Below are 23,698 nucleotides of genomic sequence, written 5' to 3'. Positions count from 1 at the left end.
CAGCTCGGCAAGCCAAATAATCATTAATAATACTCCTTCAAAGCAGCAGCGACTTCAAACATACGTGCACCGTTCGCTCCTTTCACCAACATCGTATGGCTTTCAGGAACGGCTTGGTCTAGATGCTGCTTGATGTATTCAATCATCTCTTGGTGCGTCTCAAAATGAATGCCTTGGCAAAGATCACTGATCACCTTGGCGTCTGCACCATATGTGAGAACATGTTCAAATTTTTGTGGGGCAGCATGTTCCCCGACTTGACGATGAAGTGCAAGACTTTCCTCGCCCAATTCCGCCATATTACCTAAAATCAGCCAACGTTGACCTGGGAAAGCGGCCAATAAATCAACTGCCGCTTTCATGGCTGGCACGCTCGCGTTGTAGCTGTCGTCAATCAATTTTATCTTTTCGCTCAGCGCTTCAACCTCGACGCGACCTTTCACTTTGTTCAAATGTTTAAGGCCAGCACGAACCTCTTCTGATGTGGCGCCCATTTGTAACGCAATAATAGAAGCAGCGATCGCATTCGCAACGTTGTGTTGACCTATAATACCCAGAGACAGTTCAATTTCTTGTGAGCTTGCTGCGATATGTAAGTCAAAGCTTGCTTCACCTGCGGCGTTCAATACGATGTTAGAAGCGAAGAAGTCTGCATCAGTATTACTTTGTGAAAAAGTAATGACTTTCTTATCTGCTAACACTTCATCCCACTTGGCTTCACCATTGCTGTCTAGGTTAACAATCGCAATACCACCAGCTGAAAGGCCTTGGTAGATTTCACCTTTGGCTTGTTTCACGCCATCGATAGAACCAAAGCCTTCAAGGTGAGCGGCGGCTACATTGTTCACTAACGCGATATCTGGTTTTACTAACTGAGTCGTGTAAGCAATTTCACCTATATGATTAGCACCAAGCTCAATCACGGCATAATCATCATCCTGCTGTGAGCGCAATAATGTCAACGGAACACCAATATCATTATTGAAGTTACCCGCCGTGAATAACACTTTGCCTTTCAATTGCAGGATACTCGCAACCATTTCTTTTACGGTCGTTTTACCGCAACTTCCGGTGATGGCAACGGTAGGTGTTTTGCATGCTTGATGCACCCAAGAAGCAAACTCACCCAATGCAAGTTTGGTATCCGACACCACAATTTGCGGCACATTCACATCTAAGCGTTTTTCTACGAGTAAAGCACCGGCACCTGCATCTACCGCTTGTTGGCAAAAGTTGTGCGCATCAAAGCGCTCCCCAACTAACGCGACGAATAAAGCCCCACGCTCAATCGTTCGTGTATCAGTAGAAACCGCGTCGATAAGTAGCTCGTCGCCGAATCGCTCACCACGAGTGATGTCTGCAATTTGAGATAACGTTACTTTGATCATGAGGTCAATCCTAAAAGTTGCATTGCGGACTCGCGGTCGGAGTAATAAATCGTTTCGCCATTACGAATCTGATAATCTTCATGGCCCTTCCCTGCTAACAAGATAATGTCGTTTGGCGAAGCATTTTCAATGGCATAAGACAGCGCTTTGAAGCGGTCATGCTGAACAATCGCTTCAGCAGGTTTTGACAGCCCAGCTAACATATCTTTCACAATCTGAACCGGATCTTCGCTGCGTGGGTTATCGTCAGTCAACACCACTCTATCACCTAGTCGCTCTGCAATTTCCGCCATCATCGGGCGCTTACCTGCATCGCGATCACCACCGCAGCCAAAAATAGCCCACAGCTGGCCTTCACAATGAACTCGTAAAGCTTGCAGCGCTTTTTCTAAAGCATCAGGAGTATGGGCATAATCGACCACGACTTTGGCACGATCCTCAGTTTGGAATAACTCCATTCGGCCGAGTACAGGTTGCAGTTGACCTGCGGTTTCGAGTAACGCTTGTTTCTCTTTACCTAAGCTTAATAAGGTCGCAAAAGCGAGCATTAAGTTGGTTGCATTAAACTCACCAATCAATGGCGCGCGCAATTCACCTGAGCCAAACTTACCATGGAACTTAATAGTAATCCCTGACTCCGCGTAACTGACTTCCGTCGCCCAAATTGCGCTTTCAAATTCAGTGTTCGGTTTGAGCGAAACAGCGACCGCATTACTTAACTGCGACGCCCATTGATGACCGACTTCATCATCAACATTGATAATGGCACGTTCACATTGGTGTTGCGTGAACAACCCAAGCTTTGCATTGGCATACTCTTCCATCGTGCCATGGTAATCAAGATGGTCACGACTTAAGTTAGTAAACACGCCCGCCGCAAATGATAATGCTTTGACACGACCTTGCGTCAGGCCATGGGAAGATACTTCTAGCGCGGTGTATGTGGCTTGTTGATTTGCGAGAGAGGAAAGCGTTTTCTGAATTTCAACGGCATTCCCCGTTGTATTCGCAGCTTGTTGCAAGTTATTGAGGAAGCCATTTCCTGTTGTTCCCATTACCGCCGCTTTATGGTCAAGCAGTTCTAGCCATTGCGCTATTAACTGGGTAATGGTGGTTTTGCCGTTGGTGCCGGTGACACCAATCAAATCCATATCAGGGTAAGCATAAAGCTTTCCAGCAATTGCGGATAAACGTTGGTCCAACCTATCAATGTAAATGACGGGAACATCATCAATGATTTCCACCGTACCATGTGTTTTGACATCGCAGGCTTGCGCCAGGGCTGCATTTGCACCTTGCTCAATTGCAGAGGCAATGAATTTACGCCCATCCACAACATGGCCAATCACTGCTACAAACGTGGTTCCAGGTTGAACTCTTCGGCTGTCGAGCTCCAATTCAGAAACAAGAACGGACGATAAGCTAGGGCAATCCACCCAAGGGGAAAGCAGCACGTCCATACTGATGGCTTTAGTCATATTTGTTCTCCGAGCTTTGGCTCAGGTTTTCTTAATTTTGTTTGCTCAGTAAACCACAGGGCTTACTGTTGGAATTTGTTTTCGTCAGGTGCAACATTGAGTATTTGTAGCGCGCCTTTCATGATTTCAGAGAAGACAGGAGACGCTACCGAACCACCATAGTAGTCATCGCCTTGAGGCTCGTTTACGATCACTACTAAAGCAATTCGCGGATCGCTAACCGGAGCAAGCCCAGCCGTGTAGGTGATGTACTCGTCGCTGTACCCACCGGCAGAAGCTTTACGTGATGTACCCGTTTTCGCTCCTACTCGATAACCAGGAACTGCCGCTCTGCGAGCCGAGCCCCCTTTTTGAGTTACGGTTTCCAACATGTCTAATACTTGACGCGCATACTTCGCACTCACCACTTGGCGTGACATGTCATGATCATTGCTTTCGATAATATGAATAGGCTCGTATTTGCCAAGGTTTCCAAGCGTCGCATAAGCATGGGCTAGCTGGATTGGTGTAATTGATAGACCATAACCAAACGCAATCGTGGCGCGCTCAATTGGCGACCAACGAGTTCGTGTAGGAAAAATACCCGTCACTTCCCCAACTAGGTTTAGGCCAGAAAGCTCACCAAAACCCACTGAACTGTACAGCCCAAGAAGCGCCTCTACCGGCATTTGCATTGCTAGCTTCGTCACACCGATATTACTCGACTTTTTAAGGATCGTGGTCAAGCTCGCTTTACCTACGCGAGAGACATCTCTGACTCGACTACCACCTAAACGTAGGACACCATTACCGGTATCTACGATGGTATCTTTATCGGCTATCCCATTTTCTAAGGCGGCTAAAATAACGAAAGGCTTAATGGTCGAACCGGGCTCCATTGAGTCCGTGATCACTCGGTTACGCATTTGATAGCTTTGCCAATCGCTACGATTGTTAGGGTTGTAAGAAGGAGCATTAACCATGGCCAATACGGCGCCCGTTTTTACATCCAACATGACAACGGAACCTGAAGTGGCGCGGTGGTCCGCAACGGCTTGCTTAATCGCACGATACGCAATCGCCTGTAGGCGCTGATCGATGGTTAACTGAAGTGATTTACCTTCTTGCTTGTCTTGCCAAGCAATGTTTTCCACAACACGACCATAGCGATCTTTACGAATAGTTTTCTTACCCGCCGCGCCAGTGAGCCACTCATCGTAGCTACGCTCCACACCTTCTAGGCCATGCCCGTCAATGCCTGTTACACCGACTAAGTGAGCACTAACCTCACCTGCAGGATAATAACGACGAGATTCCGACTTAAGGCCAACACCTGGCAGCTTTAGCTCACGAATATAGTTCGCCATGGCCGGACTGACCTGGCGCTGCAAGTAGATAAAGCGACGTTTTTCATTGCGCTTAATTTTGTCTATTAACCCTTGTCGGTCAATACCAAGAACATCCGCTAATGCATGCCAACTTTTGGTCTGGCTTAGCGCGTTTTCTTTAAATATAGTGGCAGGATCTGCCCAAACCGCCTCAACCGGCACACTGACAGCAAGCGGCTCACCATTTCGATCCGAAATAATACCGCGAGCAGAAGGAATGGATTTAACACGAACCGAACGTAGGTCACCTTGTTTAATCAGGTTATCTGGCTCAATGATTTGGATGTAGGCTACGCGTGCCACCAAAAGGGCAAATGCACAAAAAACAAAAAACAGTAATAGATGGAAGCGCCAACGAATCAAGAAAGATTCCTCGACCGCCACTTTCACTGCTTTGTTATCGGTTTTCTTATCCCCCGTAGCCGCTTTCTCTTTTGCTACAGGTTTACGCTTATTGGCTTGTTTCGTGTTGGATTTTTTTCTAATCATTTGAGCGTGACAACCACTTCTTTATCGCCATCAGGTCGTTTCATTTCAAGTTCTTTTTTGGCAAGGTCTTGAACACGACTGTGTTCCGCGAGGGCAGTTTCTTCCAACATTAAGTTACGCCATTCGCTATCTAATCGTTCTCGTTCAACCAACGTATGGTCTTTCTCGGTGATCGCTTGACGCGCATGGTGGGTAGCAAATACCACTCCCATTGCCGATGCCACGATCAATAGCAACAACAGTAATGGCCAGCGACCAACAGTGAGGAGATCTGTTGCAATCAACTTAGCAAGATTAGGAGTGGATTTCGTCATAATAATTAAAGCTTTTCCGCAATTCTTAACACAGAGCTGCGCGAGCGAGGGTTCATTTCAATTTCTTGTTTGCTTGGCTTAATCGCTTTGCTCACCGCTTTCATATTCGCACTACCAAGAGCACGAATTTGCTCTTCCGTCATTGGAATACCGTGTGGCACTTCAGGCCCTTTGCTCTCTTTACGGATAAAACGTTTGACCATACGGTCTTCCAGAGAGTGGAAGCTAATCACAGATAAACGGCCTTCTGGAGCCAGAATGCTCGCCGCGCCTTTAAGTGCCGTATCAATTTCTTCTAACTCACTGTTGATGTAAATACGAAAAGCCTGGAAAGCACGAGTCGCAGGGTGTTTTTTCTCTTTAAAACTTTTCGGTGCGGCATCTGAAATCAATTTTGCCAGCTGACCAGTGCGAACCATTGGCTCATTTTCTTCGTCTTCACGGTAGGCAACAATCGCTTTTGCAATACGGCGCGCATGTTTATCTTCCCCAAACTCGCGAATGACCCAAGTGATATCATCGAGGTCTGCTTCCATCAACCATTGAGATACTGGAACACCTGATGTCGGGTCCATACGCATATCTAGCGGACCGTCTTTCATAAAGCTAAAGCCACGCTCTGCGTCGTCTAACTGAGGAGAAGAAACGCCTAAATCCAGCAGAACACCATCCACTTTTCCAACTAGCCCATACTCTTCAGCATACTCAGCAATACCAGAAAATGGACCATGAATAATGGTGAAGCGAGGGTCATTGATTTTGCCTGCCTCAGCGATCGCTTGAGGGTCACGGTCGATACTGTACAGTCGGCCATTTTCACCGAGTTTAGATAGAATTGTCCGGCTGTGACCGCCACGGCCAAATGTTCCATCAATATAGACGCCGTCTGGTTTGATAGCTAAGCCATCAATGGATTCATTTAATAACACGGAAATATGTTGGAAGGTTTCGGTCATAGCTTTCTCGTTGAATGATCTTGAAGCGATTCTTTAGTGTACTGATTTCCTACATCATCGCCACCACAAGTCTAAAGTTAGACGTGATTTACGCCAAGTTTATTGGTAATGACATAGTTTGCGTCAATTAAATGCAAAAAACCCATCACTACCGAAGTAGAGATGGGTCTCGAATAGGTGGAGCCGACACATAAGCCGGGTTCTGTTCCGCTTGCGCGGCGGTAGCCATTCGTCTAGGCCAGCAATCACTCACTGGCTCGAGCAACCTACCCGCCTCCTTACGCGAGCAACGCAATGTGGAGGCCTATTTGGTCTTGCTTCAGGTGGAGTTTACCCTGCTACGAACTATTGCTAGTCGTCCGGTGCGCTCTTACCGCACCCTTTCACCCTTACCTGTACCCTTACGGGCCATCGGCGGTCTTCTCTCTGCTGCACTTGTCGTAGGCTTGCGCCCCCCAGGCGTTACCTGGCACCTTGCTCTATGAAGCCCGGACTTTCCTCCCCTTTGTCAGTCTCCCGAAGGACGTCAACGTCAGTCTCCCAAAGGGACTTCGACGTCAGTCTCCCGAAGGACATCAACAAAGCAGCGACTACCCAGTCAGCTCCGAGGGCGGATTGTATAGAGTTCTCACTTCAGAGTCTAGTTAGATCACAGATATGATGAAATGAATGCACTAAGTGATGACTTTTTAGTCAGCGCGCCAAAAATAGATAATAAAAAGGCCGATTCCTAAACATCAGCCCTCATTGACCATTTATCTCGCTAGCGGCACTTAGTCTAAGTTTTCTAAGCCCCATTTATATAGCGCATTCTTCTTCAAGTTATGTATTTCTGCCACCAAAGCAGCTGCTTTTTTCAAAGGCAGCTCTTTGGTCAAAATCCCTAACGTGCGTAAAGCATCTTCAGGTAGTGAGTCGTCTGTTGTTTCACGATGGCCATGTACCAACAATACCATTTCACCACGCTGTTGGTTATCGTCACTTTTCACCCATTTAATCAGCTCACCTAACGGCATGCCTTGAATGGTTTCAAAGGTTTTTGTTAGCTCTCTTGCCAACACAACTTCTCTATCTGGGCCAAGAACGTCTAACATGTCTTGTAGAGAGTCTAAAATACGGTGCGGTGACTCGTAAAAAATACACGTACGCTCTACCGAAGCAATCTCTAGGAATTTATCCTTACGACCTTTGCTTTTCGGTGGTAAAAAACCTTCGAAGCTAAAGCGATCAGATGGCAAGCCAGAGGCACTTAACGCCGTAATGACCGCACAGGCACCTGGAAGAGGCACAACTCTAACGCCCGCTTGACGACATTTTGTCACCAAATGGTATCCTGGGTCGCTGATAAGTGGCGTACCAGCGTCAGAAACTAATGCGATAGACTGACCGGAAAGCAGCTTTTCTACCAAAACTTGTGCTTTTTGCTGCTCATTGTGGTCATGTAGAGCAAAAGTTTTGGTTTGAATATTGAAGTGAGACAGTAATTTGCCCGTATGTCGAGTATCCTCAGCGGCAATGATGTCCACAGTCGACAGAATTTCGATAGCACGTTGGGTGATATCCGCTAAATTTCCGATTGGAGTCGGTACGATATAGAGAGTTGGCCCCTCATTCGGCAACTTATTTTTATCTGTCATTTGTTTACCATCACTTCAACGATTAATATAGAGACAATTTTGTACAAAATTATAGAGAACTCACGGCAATGATTAACCATAAGAGACTCAGTGTACCACGCATACTTACTCCTGTTGCACTAGCAATTACGCTCGCCGCCTGTTCTTCAGGTCCAAGACAGCCTGATGGCGTTGATGTAACACTTGAGCCTACTCAGTCTGTTCAGAACTATATGATCCAAGCTGATAGCACGGAAGGCAGTTTACAAAATGACTGGTTGATCATGGCAACCAAAGCCGCGATTCAAGCAAACCAGTTTGATCAAGCAGAAATGTTGATCAAGCGCCTGGCTCGTCAACAGTTAACCGAAGTTCAGCAAGCAGAGTGGCAACTAGCGCGTGCGACCATACAGCAAAAACAGGGTAATTACTCTCAGTTGCTGCAATTGTTGAATTTTAAACCTTGGTGGAAGTTACCAAATGAGCAATGGAAAGACTATTACTTGATGCGTGCCGACGCTTATCAAGGTCTTAACCAAGCGTTTGAGGCAAACCGCCAACTGGTTGCATTTGGCCAATATGCATCGTCCGCGGAGCAGAGAGAGATTTCTAGCCGTATTTGGATGAACTTTGGCAGCTATTCCGAGTACGAACTGACCTCATTAGAAACAGAGCCAAATGAAGATGTTTTGGATGGTTGGCTACAACTCGCTATTTATGCGAAAACGTTGTCGGGCAACTTATCTCAACTAAAAAATACCCTAGAACGCTGGTTAAACGAGAACCCATCGCACCCAGCCGCTATCTACACACCAGAAGAGATTCAAAACATTCTCTCTCTAGACATCGTTAAACCAAACAACACCGCTTTGTTACTGCCGCTTACTGGTAAATTCTCGCCACAAGCGCAATTAATTCGTGATGGTTTTGTGTTTGCGATGATGAATGATCGTAACCGTGATCCAAGTGCTACCCTCACGGTAATAGACACTAATGCGTATAACGCCGACCAAATTAAACAACGTTTGATCAATGAAAACATCGACTTTGTTGTTGGTCCCCTAGAAAAAGAAAACGTTGAGCTATTGCACACAACCATGGATGGCTCAGAAAATGGTCCTACGATTCCAGCCCTTGCGCTAAATATTCCCGAAGATGTGCAACCAGATAGCAATATTTGCTACTTGGCATTATCACCAGAACAAGAAGCCGCACAAGCAGCGAAACACTTGTTCAGCGAAGGCTATAACTTCCCTCTGATTCTGGCACCAAAGGGCAGCTTTGGTGAACGTGTAACTGAAGCGTTCAACAAAGAGTGGCGCAAGTACAGCTCTAATAAAGTCGCAGCAAGTTATTTTGGTGACAAGCGCCAACTTCAAAAAGACATCAATGAAGTATTTGGTCTGCAAGAAAGCAAACAACGTATTGCTCAGATGCAATCACTAATGCGTATCAAGCTTGAAACACAGCCACGTAGCCGTCGTGATGTCGATGCGGTTTATATTGTTGCTAGAAGCACGGAACTGACTTTGATTAAGCCGTTTATTGAGGTAGCGATTAATCCAGACGCCAAAGCGCCACAAATTTTCTCTAGCTCGCGTAGCAACAGTGGCGGCGCGACTTACGAAGATCTAACAGGCATCATCTACAGCGATATTCCATTGCTGATTGACCCAGACCCTAGCGTGACCGCTGAAATGAACGAGTTGTGGTCAGAGCAATCTAACATGGAAAAACGTTTGAAAGCACTGGGTATGGATGCGTATAAATTGATTGGGGAGCTGCCACAAATGAAGGTCGTTCCGGGCTACTCAGTTGGCGGCCAAACCGGTATTTTAAGTATCGACAATAATTGTGTTGTACAGCGTGAGCTAAGCTGGGCTGAGCGTGGGGCTCTTTAGCAAGCGCCAAATCGGAAATCAATATGAAGCTCTGGCGAAGCAGTATTTACAACGCCAGGGCTTAAACTTTATTGAACAAAATTTTCTGACTAAGGTCGGTGAGATTGATTTAATCTTCCAACAAGGTGAAACTATTGTGTTTGTTGAAGTCAAATACCGTAAGAACAATCACTTTGGCTCGGCAGCAGAAATGGTGACGCACGCTAAAATGCGCAAGCTAGTCAAAACCGCACAAGTTTGGCTTAGCCAACAAAAGCGCTTAAAACACAATATCGATTATCGATTTGATGTCATCGCCATTCATGATAATGGTCGAGATATCAACTGGATAGAAAACGCAATCTCTGAAGGATAAGCGATGCTAGACAGCATTAAAGACAGCTTTACAGAAAGTATTCAAATTCAAATCGCAGCAGCAGAGGCGCTGCCTGATGCCATTACTCATGCAGCTCAAGCGATGGTGTCGAGCCTGCTTAATGGCAATAAAATTTTATGTTGTGGTAATGGCGGCAGTGCTTCAAACGCTCAACAATTTGTTTCTTGTCTTTTAAACCGTTTTGAAACTGAGCGCCCTAGCCTACCAGCAATGGCCTTAACCGCCGATAATACCACCCTAACCGCAGTGGCCAACGATTACCACTACCAGGAAATCTTCTCAAAACAGGTACGAGCGTTTGGTCAACCAGGCGACATTTTGCTTGCCATGTCGACTAGCGGTAACAGTAAAAATATTATCAAAGCGATGGAAGCAGCCGTAACTCGAGACATGACGATTATCGCGCTAACAGGAAAAGATGGCGGAGAGATGGCAGGACTGCTCGGTGAGAACGACGTCGAAATTCGTATTCCATCACACCGCACTGCACGTATTCACGAAGTACATATGGTAACACTCCATTGCCTTTGTGATCTTATTGACCAGGTGCTTTTCCCTGCTCACGAAGAGTAACCAAGACTGAGAGTCAGAATTATGATACGTAGCCTTGTTATCTTATTAACAGCATTGAGTTTAAGTGGTTGCGCAGGTTTGTTTATCGCAGGTGCAGCAACCACAGCGAATATTGTCACGGACACACGCACGACAAAACAAATTTGGCAGGACAATAACATTGAATTCGAAGTTGCGGCGATCGGCAATAAAGCACCGTTTAAAGGTGAAGTACGTGTCGTTGCCAGTTCATATAATGGGACTGTAGTCCTTATGGGACAAGCTCCGACACAAGACCTTATCCTTGCTTTAGAGCGAAGGGCTCGAGAAGTTAGTGGTGTAAAAGTCATACACAATCAAATCAAACAAAAAGAGCCACTCACTGTTACCCAGATTAGCAATGACAGCTGGATCACAACCAAAGTAAAGTCAGCTTTGCTTACTGATTCTGAGCTTAATGGTGTTAAGGTTAAAGTGATCACCGAAGATGGCGACGTTTTTCTGTTTGGTTATGTCACGCCAGAGCAAGGCGATCGAGCGACAGAAATCGCGCGTAATATCTCAGGCGTAAAACAAGTCATTAAAGGGTTCCAATACGGCGAAATGGAGCCTGTTGAAGTAGACTTACCGAGTGACGGTGTACAAACAATAGAAAGTGAGGCAAGCACAGAAAATGAAGAGAACGTCGAAGTCTTTACGATTAGTGAGTAATTTCCAAAGTCTGGCTTGAAATCATCTTCAACAAGTTAAAAAGAAAAAAGCAGCGTAACGCTGCTTTTTTATTATTTAATCACTCTTAAGCTTGGTTTGCCTTTTGGTCGAGGAGCATCGTCCTCTTCGGCATCTGAATCAGAAACTAACTCAGAAGGCTCATCGCTAACCGTTGTGAACGATGGGGATGATTCTTCCTCGGTCATCGCTTCTTCTTCGATGTGAGTGTACGCTTCTTCTGGTTCAAACATAGTACCAGCACCATTCTCACGTGCATAAATAGCTTGAACAGCATACACAGGCACGATCACTGAGTGCGGACGACCGCTAAAGCGAGCATGGAAGGTAATCGCATCATTACCTAACTCAAGATTACCCACTGCACGTGGCGCAATATTCAAAATAATTTGACCATCTTGAATAAATTCAACCGGGACACGCACCCCTGGCATTGTTGCATCCACAACCAAGTGAGGAGTCAAGTCATTGTCTACTAACCAGTCGTAAAATGCGCGAAGCATATACGGGCGGCGAGCAGTCATTTTTGCAATATCCATAACGTGTTTTAAATCGCTTAGCGAACTAGGCGCATTTCACGTTCAGCTTCAGTCAAAGAAGCAAGGAACGAATCACGTTCAAATACGCGGTTCATGTATACCTTGATTTCTTTTGAACCAGGGCCAACAAGATCGATACCAAGTTGAGGCAAACGCCACAATAGTGGAGCTAGGTAACAATCGATCAAGCTGAATTCTTCGCTCATGAAGTACTCATATTCAGCAAAAATTGGCGCTAACGTCAGAAGATCATTACGCAGCTTTGTGCGTGCTTTTTCTGATTCTTCCGCATTACCTTTCATCACTTTTTCAGCGAGTGAATACCAGTTGCGTTCGATACGGTACATCATCAAGCGGCTGTTGCCACGAGCAACAGGGTAAACCGGCATTAGAGGTGGATGAGGGAAACGCTCGTCCAAGTACTCCATGATGATTTTTGAATCGTAAAGAGCTAGCTCACGGTCAACAAGAGTTGGCACTGATTTATATGGGTTTAGCTCAACAAGCTCAGCAGGAAGGTTTGCTTCGTCAACAAGCTCAACTTCAACACTTACGCCTTTTTCAGCTAGTACAATGCGAACCTGATGGCTATACAAATCTGATGCACTTGAGAAAAGAGTCATCACAGAACGTTTATTGGCAGCTACAGCCATGGAGCCCTCCAGTACACTTACAAATAAAAACAATGGAGGCTAAGCCTCCATTGTACATCAATTAAAATTGGGAATTAGCACGGTATTTTAGCACAATTAATGCACATCGCGCCAATACTCTTTCTTGAGCATCACAACAACGATGGTTAGAAGCACTAAGAAGCCCATTACCCACCAGCCTAAAGCATGACGCTCAAGCTGCACTGGGTCACCTGAATAAACTAAGAAGTTAACGAGATCGCCAACCGCTTTGTCATATTCGCCTTCACTCAGCTCACCCGTGCCATCGGTTTCAGTACCAACAACAACTTGTACTTCTTCGCCATCTACGATTTTCGTATCGTAAATCGGCGTCGGGATGCCCTGTAGCTCTTCAAGTACATGCGGCATACCAACACTCGGGAATACGATGTTGTTCACGCCGAATGGACGAGATGGATCAACATAGAAAGAGCGTAAGTAAGTGTATAACCAATCAGCACCACGAACTCGGGCAACCAACGTAAGATCTGGTGGTGGAGCACCAAACCAGTTTGCCGCTTGTTTCGGTGGCATAGCGTTGACCATTAGATCACCGATTTTCGCTTCAGGATTGAAAATCAGGTTTTCTTTCATTAAGTCTGTTGGAATTTCCAAGTCTGTTGCTACACGCTCGTAACGCTGGTATTGCGTAGAGTGACAAGCAAAACAGTAGTTCATGAACAACTTCGCGCCGTTTTGTAGCGAAGCTTTATCCGTAAGGTCAACATTCGCTTTATCCAGCGGAACATTGGCCCCAGCTGCCATCGCTAGTGATGGCAACATAGCAAATAGAATTACAATCCACTTCTTCATTTGAATGTCACCCTCTCTGGTAATGGTTTGGTTGCTTCATTTTTGCTGTAGAAGAACAGCAACACAAAGAACATGAAGTAACACAAGCTAAAGATCTGAGATAGTAGTGTGTACGTTGGTGTTGCAGGTAACGCACCTAAAATACCCAGAGCGATAAAGGCGATAGTGAACTGTACAATATTCAATAGATGAAGTTTGCTACGGTAACGGTATGAACGAACTTTACAACGATCCAACCAAGGTAGAACAAACAGCACTGCAATTGACGCACCCATTAGGATAACACCTAATAGTTTGTCTGGAACCGCACGTAGGATTGCGTAAAACGGCGTGAAGTACCATACCGGAGCAATATGCTCTGGTGTCTTCAATGGGTTTGCAGCTTCAAAGTTAGGCGGCTCAAGGAAGTACCCACCCATTTCTGGGTTAAAGAACAGCACGTAACAGAAGAAGAACAAGAAACCAGCAACACCGACCAAGTCCTTAACCGTGCCGTACGGATGGAAAGGAATCGAATCAATGATGTCATATTTCTTCGTGTAGTAATCGTGGAACTTGAATTGCGTTTTGTAATCGTCGCCCATTGAGCCTTTTGGCAGCTTAGTTTCGATACCATCCGGGTTGTTTGAGCCTACTTCATGCAGCGCCAATACGTGCAGAACAACAAGAAGAAGCAAAACGATAGGCAGTGCAATAACGTGTAGTGCGAAGAAACGGTTTAGCGTTGCACCAGAGATGATGTAGTCACCACGAATCCAAAGCGTTAGGTCATCACCGATAACAGGAATAGCACCAAACAGGGAAATGATTACCTGCGCACCCCAGTATGACATCTGACCCCATGGAAGTAGGTAACCCATGAACGCTTCAGCCATGAGAACAAGGAAGATCAACATACCGAAGATCCACAATAGTTCACGAGGTTTTTGGTATGAACCGTAGATCAAACCACGGAACATGTGAAGATACACAACAACGAAAAACGCTGACGCGCCAGTGGAATGCATGTAACGCAGAAGCCAACCGTACTCTACATCACGCATAATGTATTCGATAGACGCAAATGCACCGTCACCTGAAGGAACATAGTTCATCGTTAGCCAAATACCCGTTAGGATTTGGTTAACAAGAACCAGCATCGCCAGAGAACCGAAAAGGTACCAAAAGTTGAAGTTCTTAGGCATTGGGTATTCAGACAAATGCTTTTTATAAGCATTCATTGCAGGAATACGCTTTTCAACCCAATCTAACATTGCTTGCATTATGCATCTCCCTCATCAACACCCACAATGAGCTTGGTATCGCTCAAATACATGTGCTTAGGAACGACAAGGTTCAACGGAGCAGGTACTCCTTGGAACACTCGACCAGCCATGTCGAACTTAGAACCATGACAAGGACAGAAGAAGCCAGATCTTACGCCCTGCACCTGCTCTGAGAAAGAGTCAGGTAGATAGGTTGGTGAACAACCTAAGTGGGTACAGAAACCAACTGCGACGAAAAACTCTTCCTTAATCGAACGAAACTCATTCTGAGCGTACTCAGGCTGCTGCTCCATTTCAGATTGTGGATCGCGAAGCTTATCACCGATCGATTTTAAGTTATCCAGAACGCTTTGAGTGCGGCGAACAATCCATACAGGTTTTCCCTGCCACTCAACACGAACCAGCTGACCTGGTTCAATTTTACTTATATCCACTTCCACCGGTGCGCCCGCCGCTTTGGCTTTAGCACTCGGATTCCATGATTTGATAAAAGGCACGGCGACGGCGACTGCCCCTAACCCACCAACAACTGCCGTTGTAGCGGTTAGAAAACGCCTGCGACCGTTATTTAAAGGCGCGTTGCTCATCCAAACATTCTCCCATTTGCTCCCTTTGGATCGTTATTATTCCGCTTATAAGAGCATGGCTAACAAATAATGAATTTAGTTCTATTTATTGGAGGGAAATGATAAAGAAAACCCTACTTTTTGACAAGATAAAGCTACCTTTTTGTAACATTTGTGAGGCAAATCGCTCGCGTCGTCACAAAAGCGGCAGAATTATAAAAAATTGATGTGATTTGTAACAAGAAAGCACCACATAGAAGCCCCGCTGAAAGCAGATAAAACCTTTTATCTTGGTAGTTTTCAGTTAATTACACAGAGAAATATTTCGTATTACGCGTTCAGCTTACTGTGTTTATATTTTCAATTTTGTAGCACGCAGAATGCTCAAAAAGGAGCGTAAGTCATTTTAAAACATGTTACAGGAAGAATAAGATACAAAGACATTCTTGCTGATGAATACATCTATGCTGCATCGCAAGAGAAAGCGTGGTGAGTCGCGATTAAATAAGGCACAGATATAAAACGGCACTGGCAACCTTTCGACGAAGAGGACGAATAAGAAGGCCTGCTCGGAGTGTGATGATAAGTGAAGGCTGTTCGTTGCTTTAAATACAAAAAAGCCCGGCATAGAGCCGAGCTTTTGGTACACAGTTTCCAGAGTAACTCTGAAAAGCATAATTCCCGATAAGAGGAAATTAACGCTTAGAGAACTGTGGACGACGACGTGCTTTACGTAGACCAACTTTCTTACGTTCAACGCAACGAGCGTCACGAGTAACGTAGCCAGCTGCGCGTAGAGCAGGACGTAGAGACTCATCGTATTCCATAAGCGCGCGAGTGATACCGTGACGGATAGCACCAGCTTGACCAGAAATACCGCCGCCTTTAACTGTTACGTAAAGGTCTAGCTTTTCAGTTAGTTCAACTAGCTCTAGAGGTTGTTGTACAACCATACGTGCTGTTGGACGACCGAAGTATTCGTCAAGGTTACGCTTGTTTACTACAATGTTACCGCTGCCTGGTTTAATGAAAACACGTGCAGCTGAGCTTTTGCGACGGCCAGTGCCGTAGTATTGATTCTCTGCCATTTTCGAAATCCCCAATTAGATGTCTAGTACTTGTGGTTGTTGAGCAACATGGTTGTGCTCAGCGCCCGCGTAAACTTTTAGCTTACGGTACATAGCACGGCCTAGAGGACCACGTGGAAGCATGCCTTTAACTGCAAGCTCAAGAGCCATCTCAGGTTTACGATCGATCAACTTTTCAAAAGTGATAGATTTTAGACCACCTGGGAATTCAGAGTGACGGTAGTACACTTTGTTCTTAGCTTTGTTACCAGTTACAGCAACTTTCTCAGCGTTGATAACGATGATGTAATCACCAGTGTCAACGTGAGGAGTGTATTCAGCTTTATGTTTGCCACGTAGGCGAGATGCAATTTCACTTGCTAGACGGCCAAGAGTTTTACCTTCAGCGTCTACAACGTACCAGTCGCGTTTTACAGTTTCTGGTTTAGCAACGAAAGTTTTCATGCTAACAATAACCCGTTAATTAAATTTTAAACTTTAAAGGAACACCCAATAGTGCTCCCACACTGTCTAAGAGCCCAGTCATCACCCCTTCGAGTCGTTGGTACTCTCGACCTTCAATTTCGAAATAACTTCGATAATCAGGTCTGCAGTAACGGTGGGTCGCAGGATTATAGAGAAGAGCGAAGAAAAAATCACCTTTTTTTGCGCCAAATCACTAATTTTTTCTTCACTTTTTTAAGAACCCATTGGATCTAGGCCAAATGTTCACGCGCGAGATACTCATGACTTTGCATCTCAGTAAGCCGAGACAAACAGCGCTTAAATTCGAACTCTAACTGCCCGTCAGTATATAAGTCGGCCATTGGCACTTCAGCAGAAATAATCAACTTAACATTGCGCTCGTAAAACTCATCGACCAGCGCGATAAAGCGTCTCGCCGCATCATCTATTTTTCGGTTCATTTGTTGAACATCTGCCAGTAATACCGTGTGGTAAATACGAGACAATTCAATGTAGTCATTTTGACTGCGAGCAGTTTGACACAACTGAGCAAACGACGCATGCAGCACCCCGTCGCTTGCTTCAATCACCGCTAGTTGACGGTGGTTAACTTCGATTTGATGAGCAACAAACTGACGCTCTCCAGTCAGCTGCTGATAATATTTGTTAAGGTTTATGCTAGCCTGCTCATCAAGCGGGTAATGGTATATTTCAGCCTGTTCTAACGTTCTTAAGCGATAATCAACGCCACTATCGACATTCAACACTTCACAACGTGCCAAAATCATATCGATCGCGGGCAAAAAGCGCGCTCTTTGCAAACCGTTACGATATAAGTTCTGCGGCTCAATGTTTGAAGTCGCGACTAGGATCATCTGCCGCTTGAACATTTCTTGAAGTAGCGTTGCAAGGATCATCGCATCAGTAATGTCGGAAACAAAAAATTCATCAAAGCAAACCACATCGGCTTCTTCTTTAAATTTATCCGCCACTTTTGATAGCGGATTTTCGACATCACCTAACAGCTTCAACTCATCATGTACTCGATACATAAATCGATGGAAGTGGACGCGCATTTTTCTTTGGGTCGGTAAAGCATCAAAAAATGCATCCATAAGGTAGGTTTTACCGCGACCTACCCCACCCCAAAAGTAAAGACCTTTTGGTGGTTCAGGCTTGTCGATTTTTTTCCCCATTAGCTTTTGCCATTTGGAAAGCTGAGGAACAGGCGCTGACTGAAATTCAACGATAGCATGGTAAAGCTTGTCTAATGCAACGACCGCTTGATACTGAGCTTCATCACGCTGAAACCCGTGTTCTGCTATGTCTTTTTGATATTGTTGTAGTGGTGTCATCGTATTAAGTCGTATAGAGGTATAGAGAAAAGGGTTACCTCGGGGTCAACTTTGAGAATAGAGAGAAGTAGTTATCAGTCCCCGAAGACATACTGCTATTTTTCTTTATCGGCTGTTCAAGCCATAGTAACATGGACGAGCACCGCGTGTAACTAAGTAGTAAAAGACTTGTTAAAACAACTATAAGGAGCAGTTATGCCTTGGATTTATGCCATTGTGGGTTTGCTGGTCGGTACAATCGTAGGCGTAGTCATTAGTAGACTAACCACCCCTGAATACAAGAAACAAAAGTCTGTGCAGAAAGAACTTGAAGCGGCCAAGTTTGAATTAGAGCAACAACGTCAAGAGCTCGTCGATCACTTTGCACAAACCGCAGAAATGTTGGACACCCTAGGTAAAGATTACACCAAGCTATACCAACATATGGCCAAGACCTCTTCTGAGCTTTTGCCAAACTTACCAGAACAAGACAACCCGTTTGATAAGAAAACGGCAATGTCGTCTGAAACCATTGCAGAAGATCAACCAGAGTTTAACGAACAACCAAAAGACTACGCTAATGGCGCCACCGGTCTTTTGAAGGATCAAGAGAAAGAAATCATTAATGCTCCCGAAGCGGTAACCGCAAAAGCATCATAATCCTCTCTTACTTCTATCTAGGGCCGATACATTTGTATCGGCCCTTTTTTGAACTTTTTCCCCTCACCTTCGCTCTAACTTGGGTGTGCACTGCCTCCCCTTTTGATTGTCCGAACTAGACCCTATATTAGTTATTAACAAAGTGAACTAACCGTTCGGATATTTCTTTTTGGCAGACATGTTTCAAGAGGAGTTATTGGATGAAAAAACCACTGCTTGCGCTCACCGTTCTATCTCTGAGTTTGGGTTCGATTATTGCCCCAGTTCAAGCCACTGCCGCATTACCTTTGAATGTGGATGGCCAACAGTTACCTAGCTTGGCACCAATGCTTGAGAAGGTGACCCCAGCTGTTGTGAGTATTGCTGTAGAAGGTAAACAAGTACAAACCAGCCGCATTCCCGAGCAATTTCAATTTTTCTTTGGCCCAGACTTTCCTATGGAACAAAGGCGAGAGCGCCCGTTCAGAGGTTTAGGGTCTGGTGTCATTATTGATGCGAAGAAAGGCCATATTGTCACTAACTACCACGTGATCAAGGGGGCAGATGAGATTCGAGTTCGCCTCTTTGACGGGCGCGAGTATGACGCTACGCTCGTTGGCGGTGATGAAATGGCCGATGTTGCGTTACTTAAATTAGAGAAAGCGAAAAACTTAACGCAGATTAAAGTCGCGGATTCCGACAAACTGCGTGTCGGTGACTTTACGGTTGCGATTGGTAACCCATTTGGACTCGGTCAAACTGTGACTTCGGGTATTGTTTCAGCCCTTGGTCGTAGTGGCTTAAACGTTGAAAACTTCGAAAACTTCATCCAAACCGATGCCGCAATTAACAGCGGTAACTCTGGTGGTGCATTGGTCAACCTTAATGGTGAGCTGATCGGTATTAATACTGCGATTTTAGGCCCTAACGGCGGTAATGTGGGTATTGGCTTTGCGATTCCATCAAACATGATGAAAAACCTCACTGATCAAATTCTAGAGTTTGGTGAAGTCAAACGCGGCATGTTGGGTGTGCAAGGTGGCGAAGTAACCTCTGAGCTAGCTGATGCATTGGGTTACGAGTCAAGTAAAGGGGCCTTTATTGGTCAAGTCGTACCGGACAGCGCAGCCGATAAAGCAGGGTTAAAAGCCGGTGACGTAATTGTATCGGTGAACGGCAAAGCGATTAATACTTTCTCAGAGCTCCGCGCAAAAGTGGCAACACTGGGCGCAGGTAAAGAAATCACATTAGGTGTGGTTCGAGATGGTAAGAATAAAACCTTTGATGTAACGCTTGGCGAATCTACGAATATGAAAGCTAAAGCGGAGACATTACATGAGGGACTCAAAGGTGCGGAGTTAAGCAATACAACACCAAGTGATGTAATCCAAGGTGTTAAAGTATCGAGCGTTGCAGATAACTCTCCAGCGGCTCAATATCAATTACAACAAGGTGACATTATTATCGGTGTGAACCGTCAACGAGTGAAAAACCTTGCCGAGCTTCGTACAATCGTAGAGAAACACAAAGGTGTACTGGCTCTTAATATTCAACGTGGTGAACGTACTATTTATCTTGTCATTCGTTAACCACTTTCAAAGTGATAGGAAATAAGGTTTTCGATGCATAGTACTGAGTGATAAGGCTCGATCACTTTTCCTTATCGCTCAATAACTAATGAAAAGGGCAGCGCGATGACGTGCTGCCCTTTTGTTATTTTTCAATGTAATGCTATTCTTCATCTTCGATGCCATTTTGGCGCTCACGCATGGAGAGGATATGCTCAGCTTTTTATTACGTTCTGTCTTTTTAGGCTTGGCTACTGCCGCAGTGGTATTACTGGCGGTTCCATCTTTGCGCAACAACGTAATTCCTGCCGCGCTTGATCCTCAACCTGTTAATATCGCATCAGTCGAATTGACGTTTAATCAAGCGGTCCGAAGAGCAGCGCCTGCAGTGGTAAACATCTACAGCCGTAAGTATGTTGAGAATGATCGCAGTAAACTCTCGACTCAAGGTCTGGGGTCAGGTGTCATTGTTAGTGAGAAAGGCTACATCATTACTAACTATCATGTGGTTGCTCAAGCTGATCAAATTGTTGTGGCATTACAAGACGGCAGAGCCGCAGCGGCTCAGCTCGTAGGGACAGATAAACGTACTGATATAGCCGTGCTGCGTGTCGAAGGTTCGAATTTGCCCGTAATCCCTCTGAACTCTAATTACAAACCACAAGTGGGCGATGTAGTACTAGCCATCGGTAACCCATACAACCTTGGACAAACCACAACGTTCGGCATTATTTCTGCCACAGGTCGTTCATCTATTAGCGACGGTCGTCAAGCATTCATTCAAACCGATGCCGCCATCAATGAAGGTAACTCTGGTGGAGCCCTAGTGAACACACAAGGCGAGCTCGTCGGCATTAACACCGCCTCTTTTCAGCAAGCGACAGACTTAGAAACTTACGGTATTTCTTTTGCGATCCCTGCGCCGCTAGCGAGTAAGATCATGCAGAAAATCATCGCTGATGGCCGCGTGATTCGTGGTTATATTGGAATCGACGGCCAAGACATTAATGCGGTCACTGCTCGCCTACTTGGAAATGAACACATAGGTGGTATTGTCGTACTTGGTATTGATCCAAATGGTCCAGCCAATGCGGCAGGCTTCCAAAAGCAGGACATCATTATCAGTATTGATGGCAATAAAGTGCAAGGGCGTCAGAGTGTTATGGATATCGTCACCGATTTACGTCCTGGCACCACCGTGGACGTCGGTATCATTCGCAAAGGAAAAGAGATGACCTTGAAAGTCACCATTGCCGAAGACAAGCAAGAAGCATAAAAAATCCCAGCCATTGGCTGGGATTTTTATTTGTGCGTTACTCGCTATCGCTCGGTGTTTCCGTCGTATCGGAATCATCTAGCTCAACTTCAATGCGAGTGACTCGCTGCAAACCTCTCGGTAGTAGCCCGCCTCGGCGACCACGTTCGCCACGGAAGTTATCAAGGTCAGACGGTTTAAGACCCAACTTTCGCTTACCCGCGTACAGCGTTAACGATGCACCTTTTGGTAAAGACATTAAGTGAGATAGTACTTCTTCTCGCTCTTTTGCTTTAGCAGCAGGAATGTTGATGATCTTATTCCCTTTACCTTTCGCCAGTTGTGGCAAGTCTTTGATTGGGAACAGCAGCATGCGACCTTGGTTAGTGATTGCTAAGATTTCATCAGAGTCTAAATCTTCAATCTCTTTTGGCGTCATGATCTCAGAGTTGGCAGGTAAAGTGACGAGCGCTTTACCACTGCGGTTTTTAGACAGCAAGTCCGCGCCTTTACATACAAAGCCGTAACCTGCATCTGAGCCCACCAGCCACAGCTGATCTTCTTCACTCATGATGACTTGGCGAATACTGCTACCAGCCGTAATATTCAAGCGACCGGTAATCGGCTCACCTTGACTACGAGCAGAAGGCAGTGAGTGCGATTCCAGAGAGTAACTTCGACCGTCACTACCTAGGAATACCGCAGGCTGATTACTCTTACCTCGAGCATGCGCTAAATACTTATCACCCGACTTATAGTTTAAGCCTTCGGCATCCACGTCATGGCCTTTCGCGTGACGAATCCAACCTTTCTCAGAAAGCACAACCGTGATTGGCTCACTTGGTACGAGGTCACGTTCAGTCAGCGCTTTTGCTTCTGCACGCTCAACCATTGGAGAGCGACGGTCATCACCGTATTTCTCTGCGTCTGCTTTGATTTCTTTTTTCAGTAGCGTGTTCAGACGACGCTCAGAACCGAGTAGCTGTTCTAGCTTCTCACGCTCTTTCTCTAGCTCGTCTTGCTCACCACGGATCTTCATCTCTTCTAGTTTTGCTAGATGACGAAGTTTGGTATCTAAAATTGCATCCGCTTGGATATCGGTAATACCAAAGCGTTCCATCAGCACCGCTTTTGGATCGTCTTCAGTACGGATGATCTCAATCACTTCATCTAGGTTGAGGTAAGCAACCAACAAACCTTCCAAGATGTGTAGACGAGCCATTACTTTGTCTAGGCGGTGTTGTAGACGACGACGCACAGTCGTACGACGAAACTCGATCCACTCAGACAGAATTTGCACCAGACCTTTAACTTGAGGACGGTTATCCAAACCAATCATGTTCAAGTTAACACGGTAACTGCGCTCAAGATCCGTTGATGCGAACAAGTGGTTCATCAACAAATCACAATCGACGCGGTTTGACTTAGGCACCACAACGATACGCGTTGGGTTCTCGTGATCCGATTCGTCACGAAGATCGTCAACCATTGGCAGCTTCTTCGCACGCATCTGGTTAGCGATTTGCTCAAGCAGTTTGGCACCCGATACTTGGTGTGGCAAAGAAGTGATAACAATGTCAGAACCTTCTTTGTGCCAAACCGCACGCATTTTGATGCTGCCACGACCGTTGCGGTAAATCTTCTCGATATCCGCTTGCGGCGAGATGATTTCTGCTTCTGTTGGGTAATCCGGACCTTTGACATACTGCATCACGTCCGGCAGTTCTGCTTTCGGGTTGTCGATCAAATGAATAGTCGCATCTGCGATTTCACGAACGTTGTGCGGTGGGATGTCTGTTGCCATACCAACGGCAATGCCGGTTACACCGTTAAGCAGGATGTGAGGCAGACGTGCTGGCAACATTTGTGGCTCTTTCATTGTGCCATCAAAGTTAGGTTGCCATTCAACCGTGCCCTGGCCAAGTTCGCCAAGCAATACTTCAGCAAACTTAGACAGTTTTGCTTCGGTATAACGCATTGCCGCAAATGATTTCGGATCATCTGGCGCACCCCAGTTACCTTGACCATCCACTAATGGATAGCGGTAAGAGAATGGCTGAGCCATCAATACCATCGCTTCGTAGCACGCTGAATCACCGTGCGGATGGTATTTACCTAGCACGTCACCAACGGTACGTGCAGATTTTTTGTATTTTGCTGATGCAGAGAGACCAAGCTCTGACATCGCATAAATGATGCGTCGTTGAACCGGCTTTAAGCCATCACCAATGTATGGCAAGGCGCGGTCCATGATTACGTACATCGAGTAGTTCAGATAAGCGTCTTCAGTGAACTTGCGCATTGGCAATTGTTCGACGCCATCGTAGGTAATTTCTGTAGACATCCG

At 45.6% G+C, this 23,698-nt stretch carries 22 protein-coding genes and 1 other RNA gene; 7 read left to right on the top strand and 16 right to left on the bottom strand.

Annotated elements, in window-relative coordinates; all coding sequences use genetic code 11:
* Nucleotides 1–23: 23 nt before the first annotated feature.
* The 7 genes from murF to rsmI all read right to left on the bottom strand — a co-directional run bounded on the left by murF (nt 24) and on the right by rsmI (nt 7,629).
* Nucleotides 24–1,388, bottom strand: coding sequence for a UDP-N-acetylmuramoyl-tripeptide--D-alanyl-D-alanine ligase (gene murF, locus R7Z10_RS20380; RefSeq protein WP_170890662.1), 1,365 nt, complete (start codon nt 1,386–1,388; stop codon nt 24–26).
* Nucleotides 1,385–2,866, bottom strand: coding sequence for a UDP-N-acetylmuramoyl-L-alanyl-D-glutamate--2,6-diaminopimelate ligase (gene murE, locus R7Z10_RS20375; RefSeq protein WP_318105785.1), 1,482 nt, complete (start codon nt 2,864–2,866; stop codon nt 1,385–1,387). The genes murF and murE overlap by 4 nt, the downstream gene beginning before the upstream one ends.
* Nucleotides 2,867–2,928: 62 nt before the next feature.
* Nucleotides 2,929–4,722, bottom strand: a complete 1,794-nt coding sequence (locus tag R7Z10_RS20370) for a penicillin-binding transpeptidase domain-containing protein (protein WP_086046525.1) — start codon at nt 4,720–4,722, stop codon at nt 2,929–2,931.
* Nucleotides 4,719–5,036, bottom strand: coding sequence for a cell division protein FtsL (gene ftsL, locus R7Z10_RS20365; RefSeq protein WP_005372920.1), 318 nt, complete (start codon nt 5,034–5,036; stop codon nt 4,719–4,721). Before ftsL ends, R7Z10_RS20370 begins: the two co-directional genes overlap by 4 nt.
* A gap of 5 nt (nt 5,037–5,041) precedes the next feature.
* Entirely contained in the window at nt 5,042–5,992 is a 951-nt protein-coding gene (rsmH, locus tag R7Z10_RS20360) for a 16S rRNA (cytosine(1402)-N(4))-methyltransferase RsmH (RefSeq protein WP_005372918.1), read from the bottom strand.
* A 175-nt stretch (nt 5,993–6,167) separates the two neighbouring features.
* Nucleotides 6,168–6,598: RNase P RNA component class A (gene rnpB / locus R7Z10_RS20355), an RNA gene on the bottom strand.
* Between the two features lie 167 nt (nt 6,599–6,765).
* Nucleotides 6,766–7,629, bottom strand: a complete 864-nt coding sequence (gene rsmI / locus R7Z10_RS20350; RefSeq protein WP_047101994.1) for a 16S rRNA (cytidine(1402)-2'-O)-methyltransferase — start codon at nt 7,627–7,629, stop codon at nt 6,766–6,768.
* A 68-nt stretch (nt 7,630–7,697) separates the two neighbouring features.
* On the opposite strand from rsmI, the gene R7Z10_RS20345 reads away from it, so the two are divergent.
* Genes R7Z10_RS20345 through R7Z10_RS20330 form a run of 4 tightly spaced genes read left to right on the top strand, consistent with a single transcriptional unit; the run spans nt 7,698 to nt 11,148 of the window.
* Complete coding sequence (locus R7Z10_RS20345) at nt 7,698–9,509, top strand: penicillin-binding protein activator (RefSeq protein WP_005372905.1); 1,812 nt, start codon at nt 7,698–7,700, stop codon at nt 9,507–9,509.
* On the top strand, nt 9,496–9,864 hold the full coding sequence (locus R7Z10_RS20340; RefSeq protein WP_005372903.1) for a YraN family protein: 369 nt from the start codon (nt 9,496–9,498) through the stop codon (nt 9,862–9,864). The genes R7Z10_RS20345 and R7Z10_RS20340 overlap by 14 nt, the downstream gene beginning before the upstream one ends.
* Before the next feature lie 3 nt (nt 9,865–9,867).
* Nucleotides 9,868–10,458: a phosphoheptose isomerase gene (locus R7Z10_RS20335; protein ID WP_005372901.1), complete on the top strand. Its 591-nt coding sequence runs from the start codon at nt 9,868–9,870 to the stop codon at nt 10,456–10,458.
* A 21-nt stretch (nt 10,459–10,479) separates the two neighbouring features.
* Nucleotides 10,480–11,148 carry a BON domain-containing protein gene (locus tag R7Z10_RS20330; RefSeq protein ID WP_025768401.1) on the top strand — a complete coding sequence of 223 codons (669 nt, stop codon included), beginning with the start codon at nt 10,480–10,482 and terminating at the stop codon, nt 11,146–11,148.
* Nucleotides 11,149–11,219: 71 nt separating this feature from the next.
* Here R7Z10_RS20330 and sspB read toward each other — a convergent pair whose 3' ends face one another.
* The 8 genes from sspB to zapE all read right to left on the bottom strand — a co-directional run bounded on the left by sspB (nt 11,220) and on the right by zapE (nt 17,910).
* Nucleotides 11,220–11,705 carry a ClpXP protease specificity-enhancing factor gene (sspB, locus tag R7Z10_RS20325; RefSeq protein ID WP_005387408.1) on the bottom strand — a complete coding sequence of 162 codons (486 nt, stop codon included), beginning with the start codon at nt 11,703–11,705 and terminating at the stop codon, nt 11,220–11,222.
* Nucleotides 11,706–11,722: 17 nt separating this feature from the next.
* Nucleotides 11,723–12,358, bottom strand: coding sequence for a stringent starvation protein SspA (gene sspA, locus R7Z10_RS20320; RefSeq protein ID WP_005372897.1), 636 nt, complete (start codon nt 12,356–12,358; stop codon nt 11,723–11,725).
* A gap of 96 nt (nt 12,359–12,454) precedes the next feature.
* A complete protein-coding gene (locus tag R7Z10_RS20315; protein ID WP_005372881.1) occupies nt 12,455–13,192 on the bottom strand; it encodes a cytochrome c1 in 738 nt (245 codons plus the stop codon).
* A complete protein-coding gene (locus tag R7Z10_RS20310) occupies nt 13,189–14,454 on the bottom strand; it encodes a cytochrome bc complex cytochrome b subunit (RefSeq protein ID WP_005372880.1) in 1,266 nt (421 codons plus the stop codon). Before R7Z10_RS20310 ends, R7Z10_RS20315 begins: the two co-directional genes overlap by 4 nt.
* On the bottom strand, nt 14,454–15,044 hold the full coding sequence (gene petA, locus R7Z10_RS20305) for a ubiquinol-cytochrome c reductase iron-sulfur subunit (RefSeq protein WP_005372877.1): 591 nt from the start codon (nt 15,042–15,044) through the stop codon (nt 14,454–14,456). The genes R7Z10_RS20310 and petA overlap by 1 nt, the downstream gene beginning before the upstream one ends.
* Before the next feature lie 674 nt (nt 15,045–15,718).
* Nucleotides 15,719–16,111, bottom strand: coding sequence for a 30S ribosomal protein S9 (gene rpsI / locus R7Z10_RS20300; RefSeq protein ID WP_005372876.1), 393 nt, complete (start codon nt 16,109–16,111; stop codon nt 15,719–15,721).
* A gap of 15 nt (nt 16,112–16,126) precedes the next feature.
* On the bottom strand, nt 16,127–16,555 hold the full coding sequence (gene rplM, locus R7Z10_RS20295) for a 50S ribosomal protein L13 (protein WP_005372872.1): 429 nt from the start codon (nt 16,553–16,555) through the stop codon (nt 16,127–16,129).
* Nucleotides 16,556–16,806: 251 nt separating this feature from the next.
* Entirely contained in the window at nt 16,807–17,910 is a 1,104-nt protein-coding gene (gene zapE / locus R7Z10_RS20290; RefSeq protein WP_005387411.1) for a cell division protein ZapE, read from the bottom strand.
* A 195-nt stretch (nt 17,911–18,105) separates the two neighbouring features.
* Between zapE and zapG the strand changes: the two genes are divergently transcribed.
* The 3 genes from zapG to degS all read left to right on the top strand — a co-directional run bounded on the left by zapG (nt 18,106) and on the right by degS (nt 21,372).
* Nucleotides 18,106–18,549, top strand: coding sequence for a Z-ring associated protein ZapG (zapG, locus tag R7Z10_RS20285; RefSeq protein ID WP_005379861.1), 444 nt, complete (start codon nt 18,106–18,108; stop codon nt 18,547–18,549).
* Between the two features lie 200 nt (nt 18,550–18,749).
* A complete protein-coding gene (locus tag R7Z10_RS20280; RefSeq protein WP_025768400.1) occupies nt 18,750–20,117 on the top strand; it encodes a Do family serine endopeptidase in 1,368 nt (455 codons plus the stop codon).
* A 190-nt stretch (nt 20,118–20,307) separates the two neighbouring features.
* Nucleotides 20,308–21,372, top strand: a complete 1,065-nt coding sequence (degS, locus tag R7Z10_RS20275) for an outer membrane-stress sensor serine endopeptidase DegS (RefSeq protein ID WP_017633606.1) — start codon at nt 20,308–20,310, stop codon at nt 21,370–21,372.
* 37 nt (nt 21,373–21,409) lie between these two features.
* Here degS and parC read toward each other — a convergent pair whose 3' ends face one another.
* Entirely contained in the window at nt 21,410–23,695 is a 2,286-nt protein-coding gene (gene parC, locus R7Z10_RS20270) for a DNA topoisomerase IV subunit A (RefSeq protein ID WP_017633605.1), read from the bottom strand.
* Nucleotides 23,696–23,698: the final 3 nt, after the last annotated feature.

Origin of the sequence: Vibrio sp. Vb1018, assembly GCF_033338775.1 — a bacterium.
GTDB classification, from domain to species: Bacteria; Pseudomonadota; Gammaproteobacteria; order Enterobacterales; family Vibrionaceae; genus Vibrio; species Vibrio alginolyticus.
This window is presented reverse-complemented; position numbering and strand designations above follow the sequence as displayed.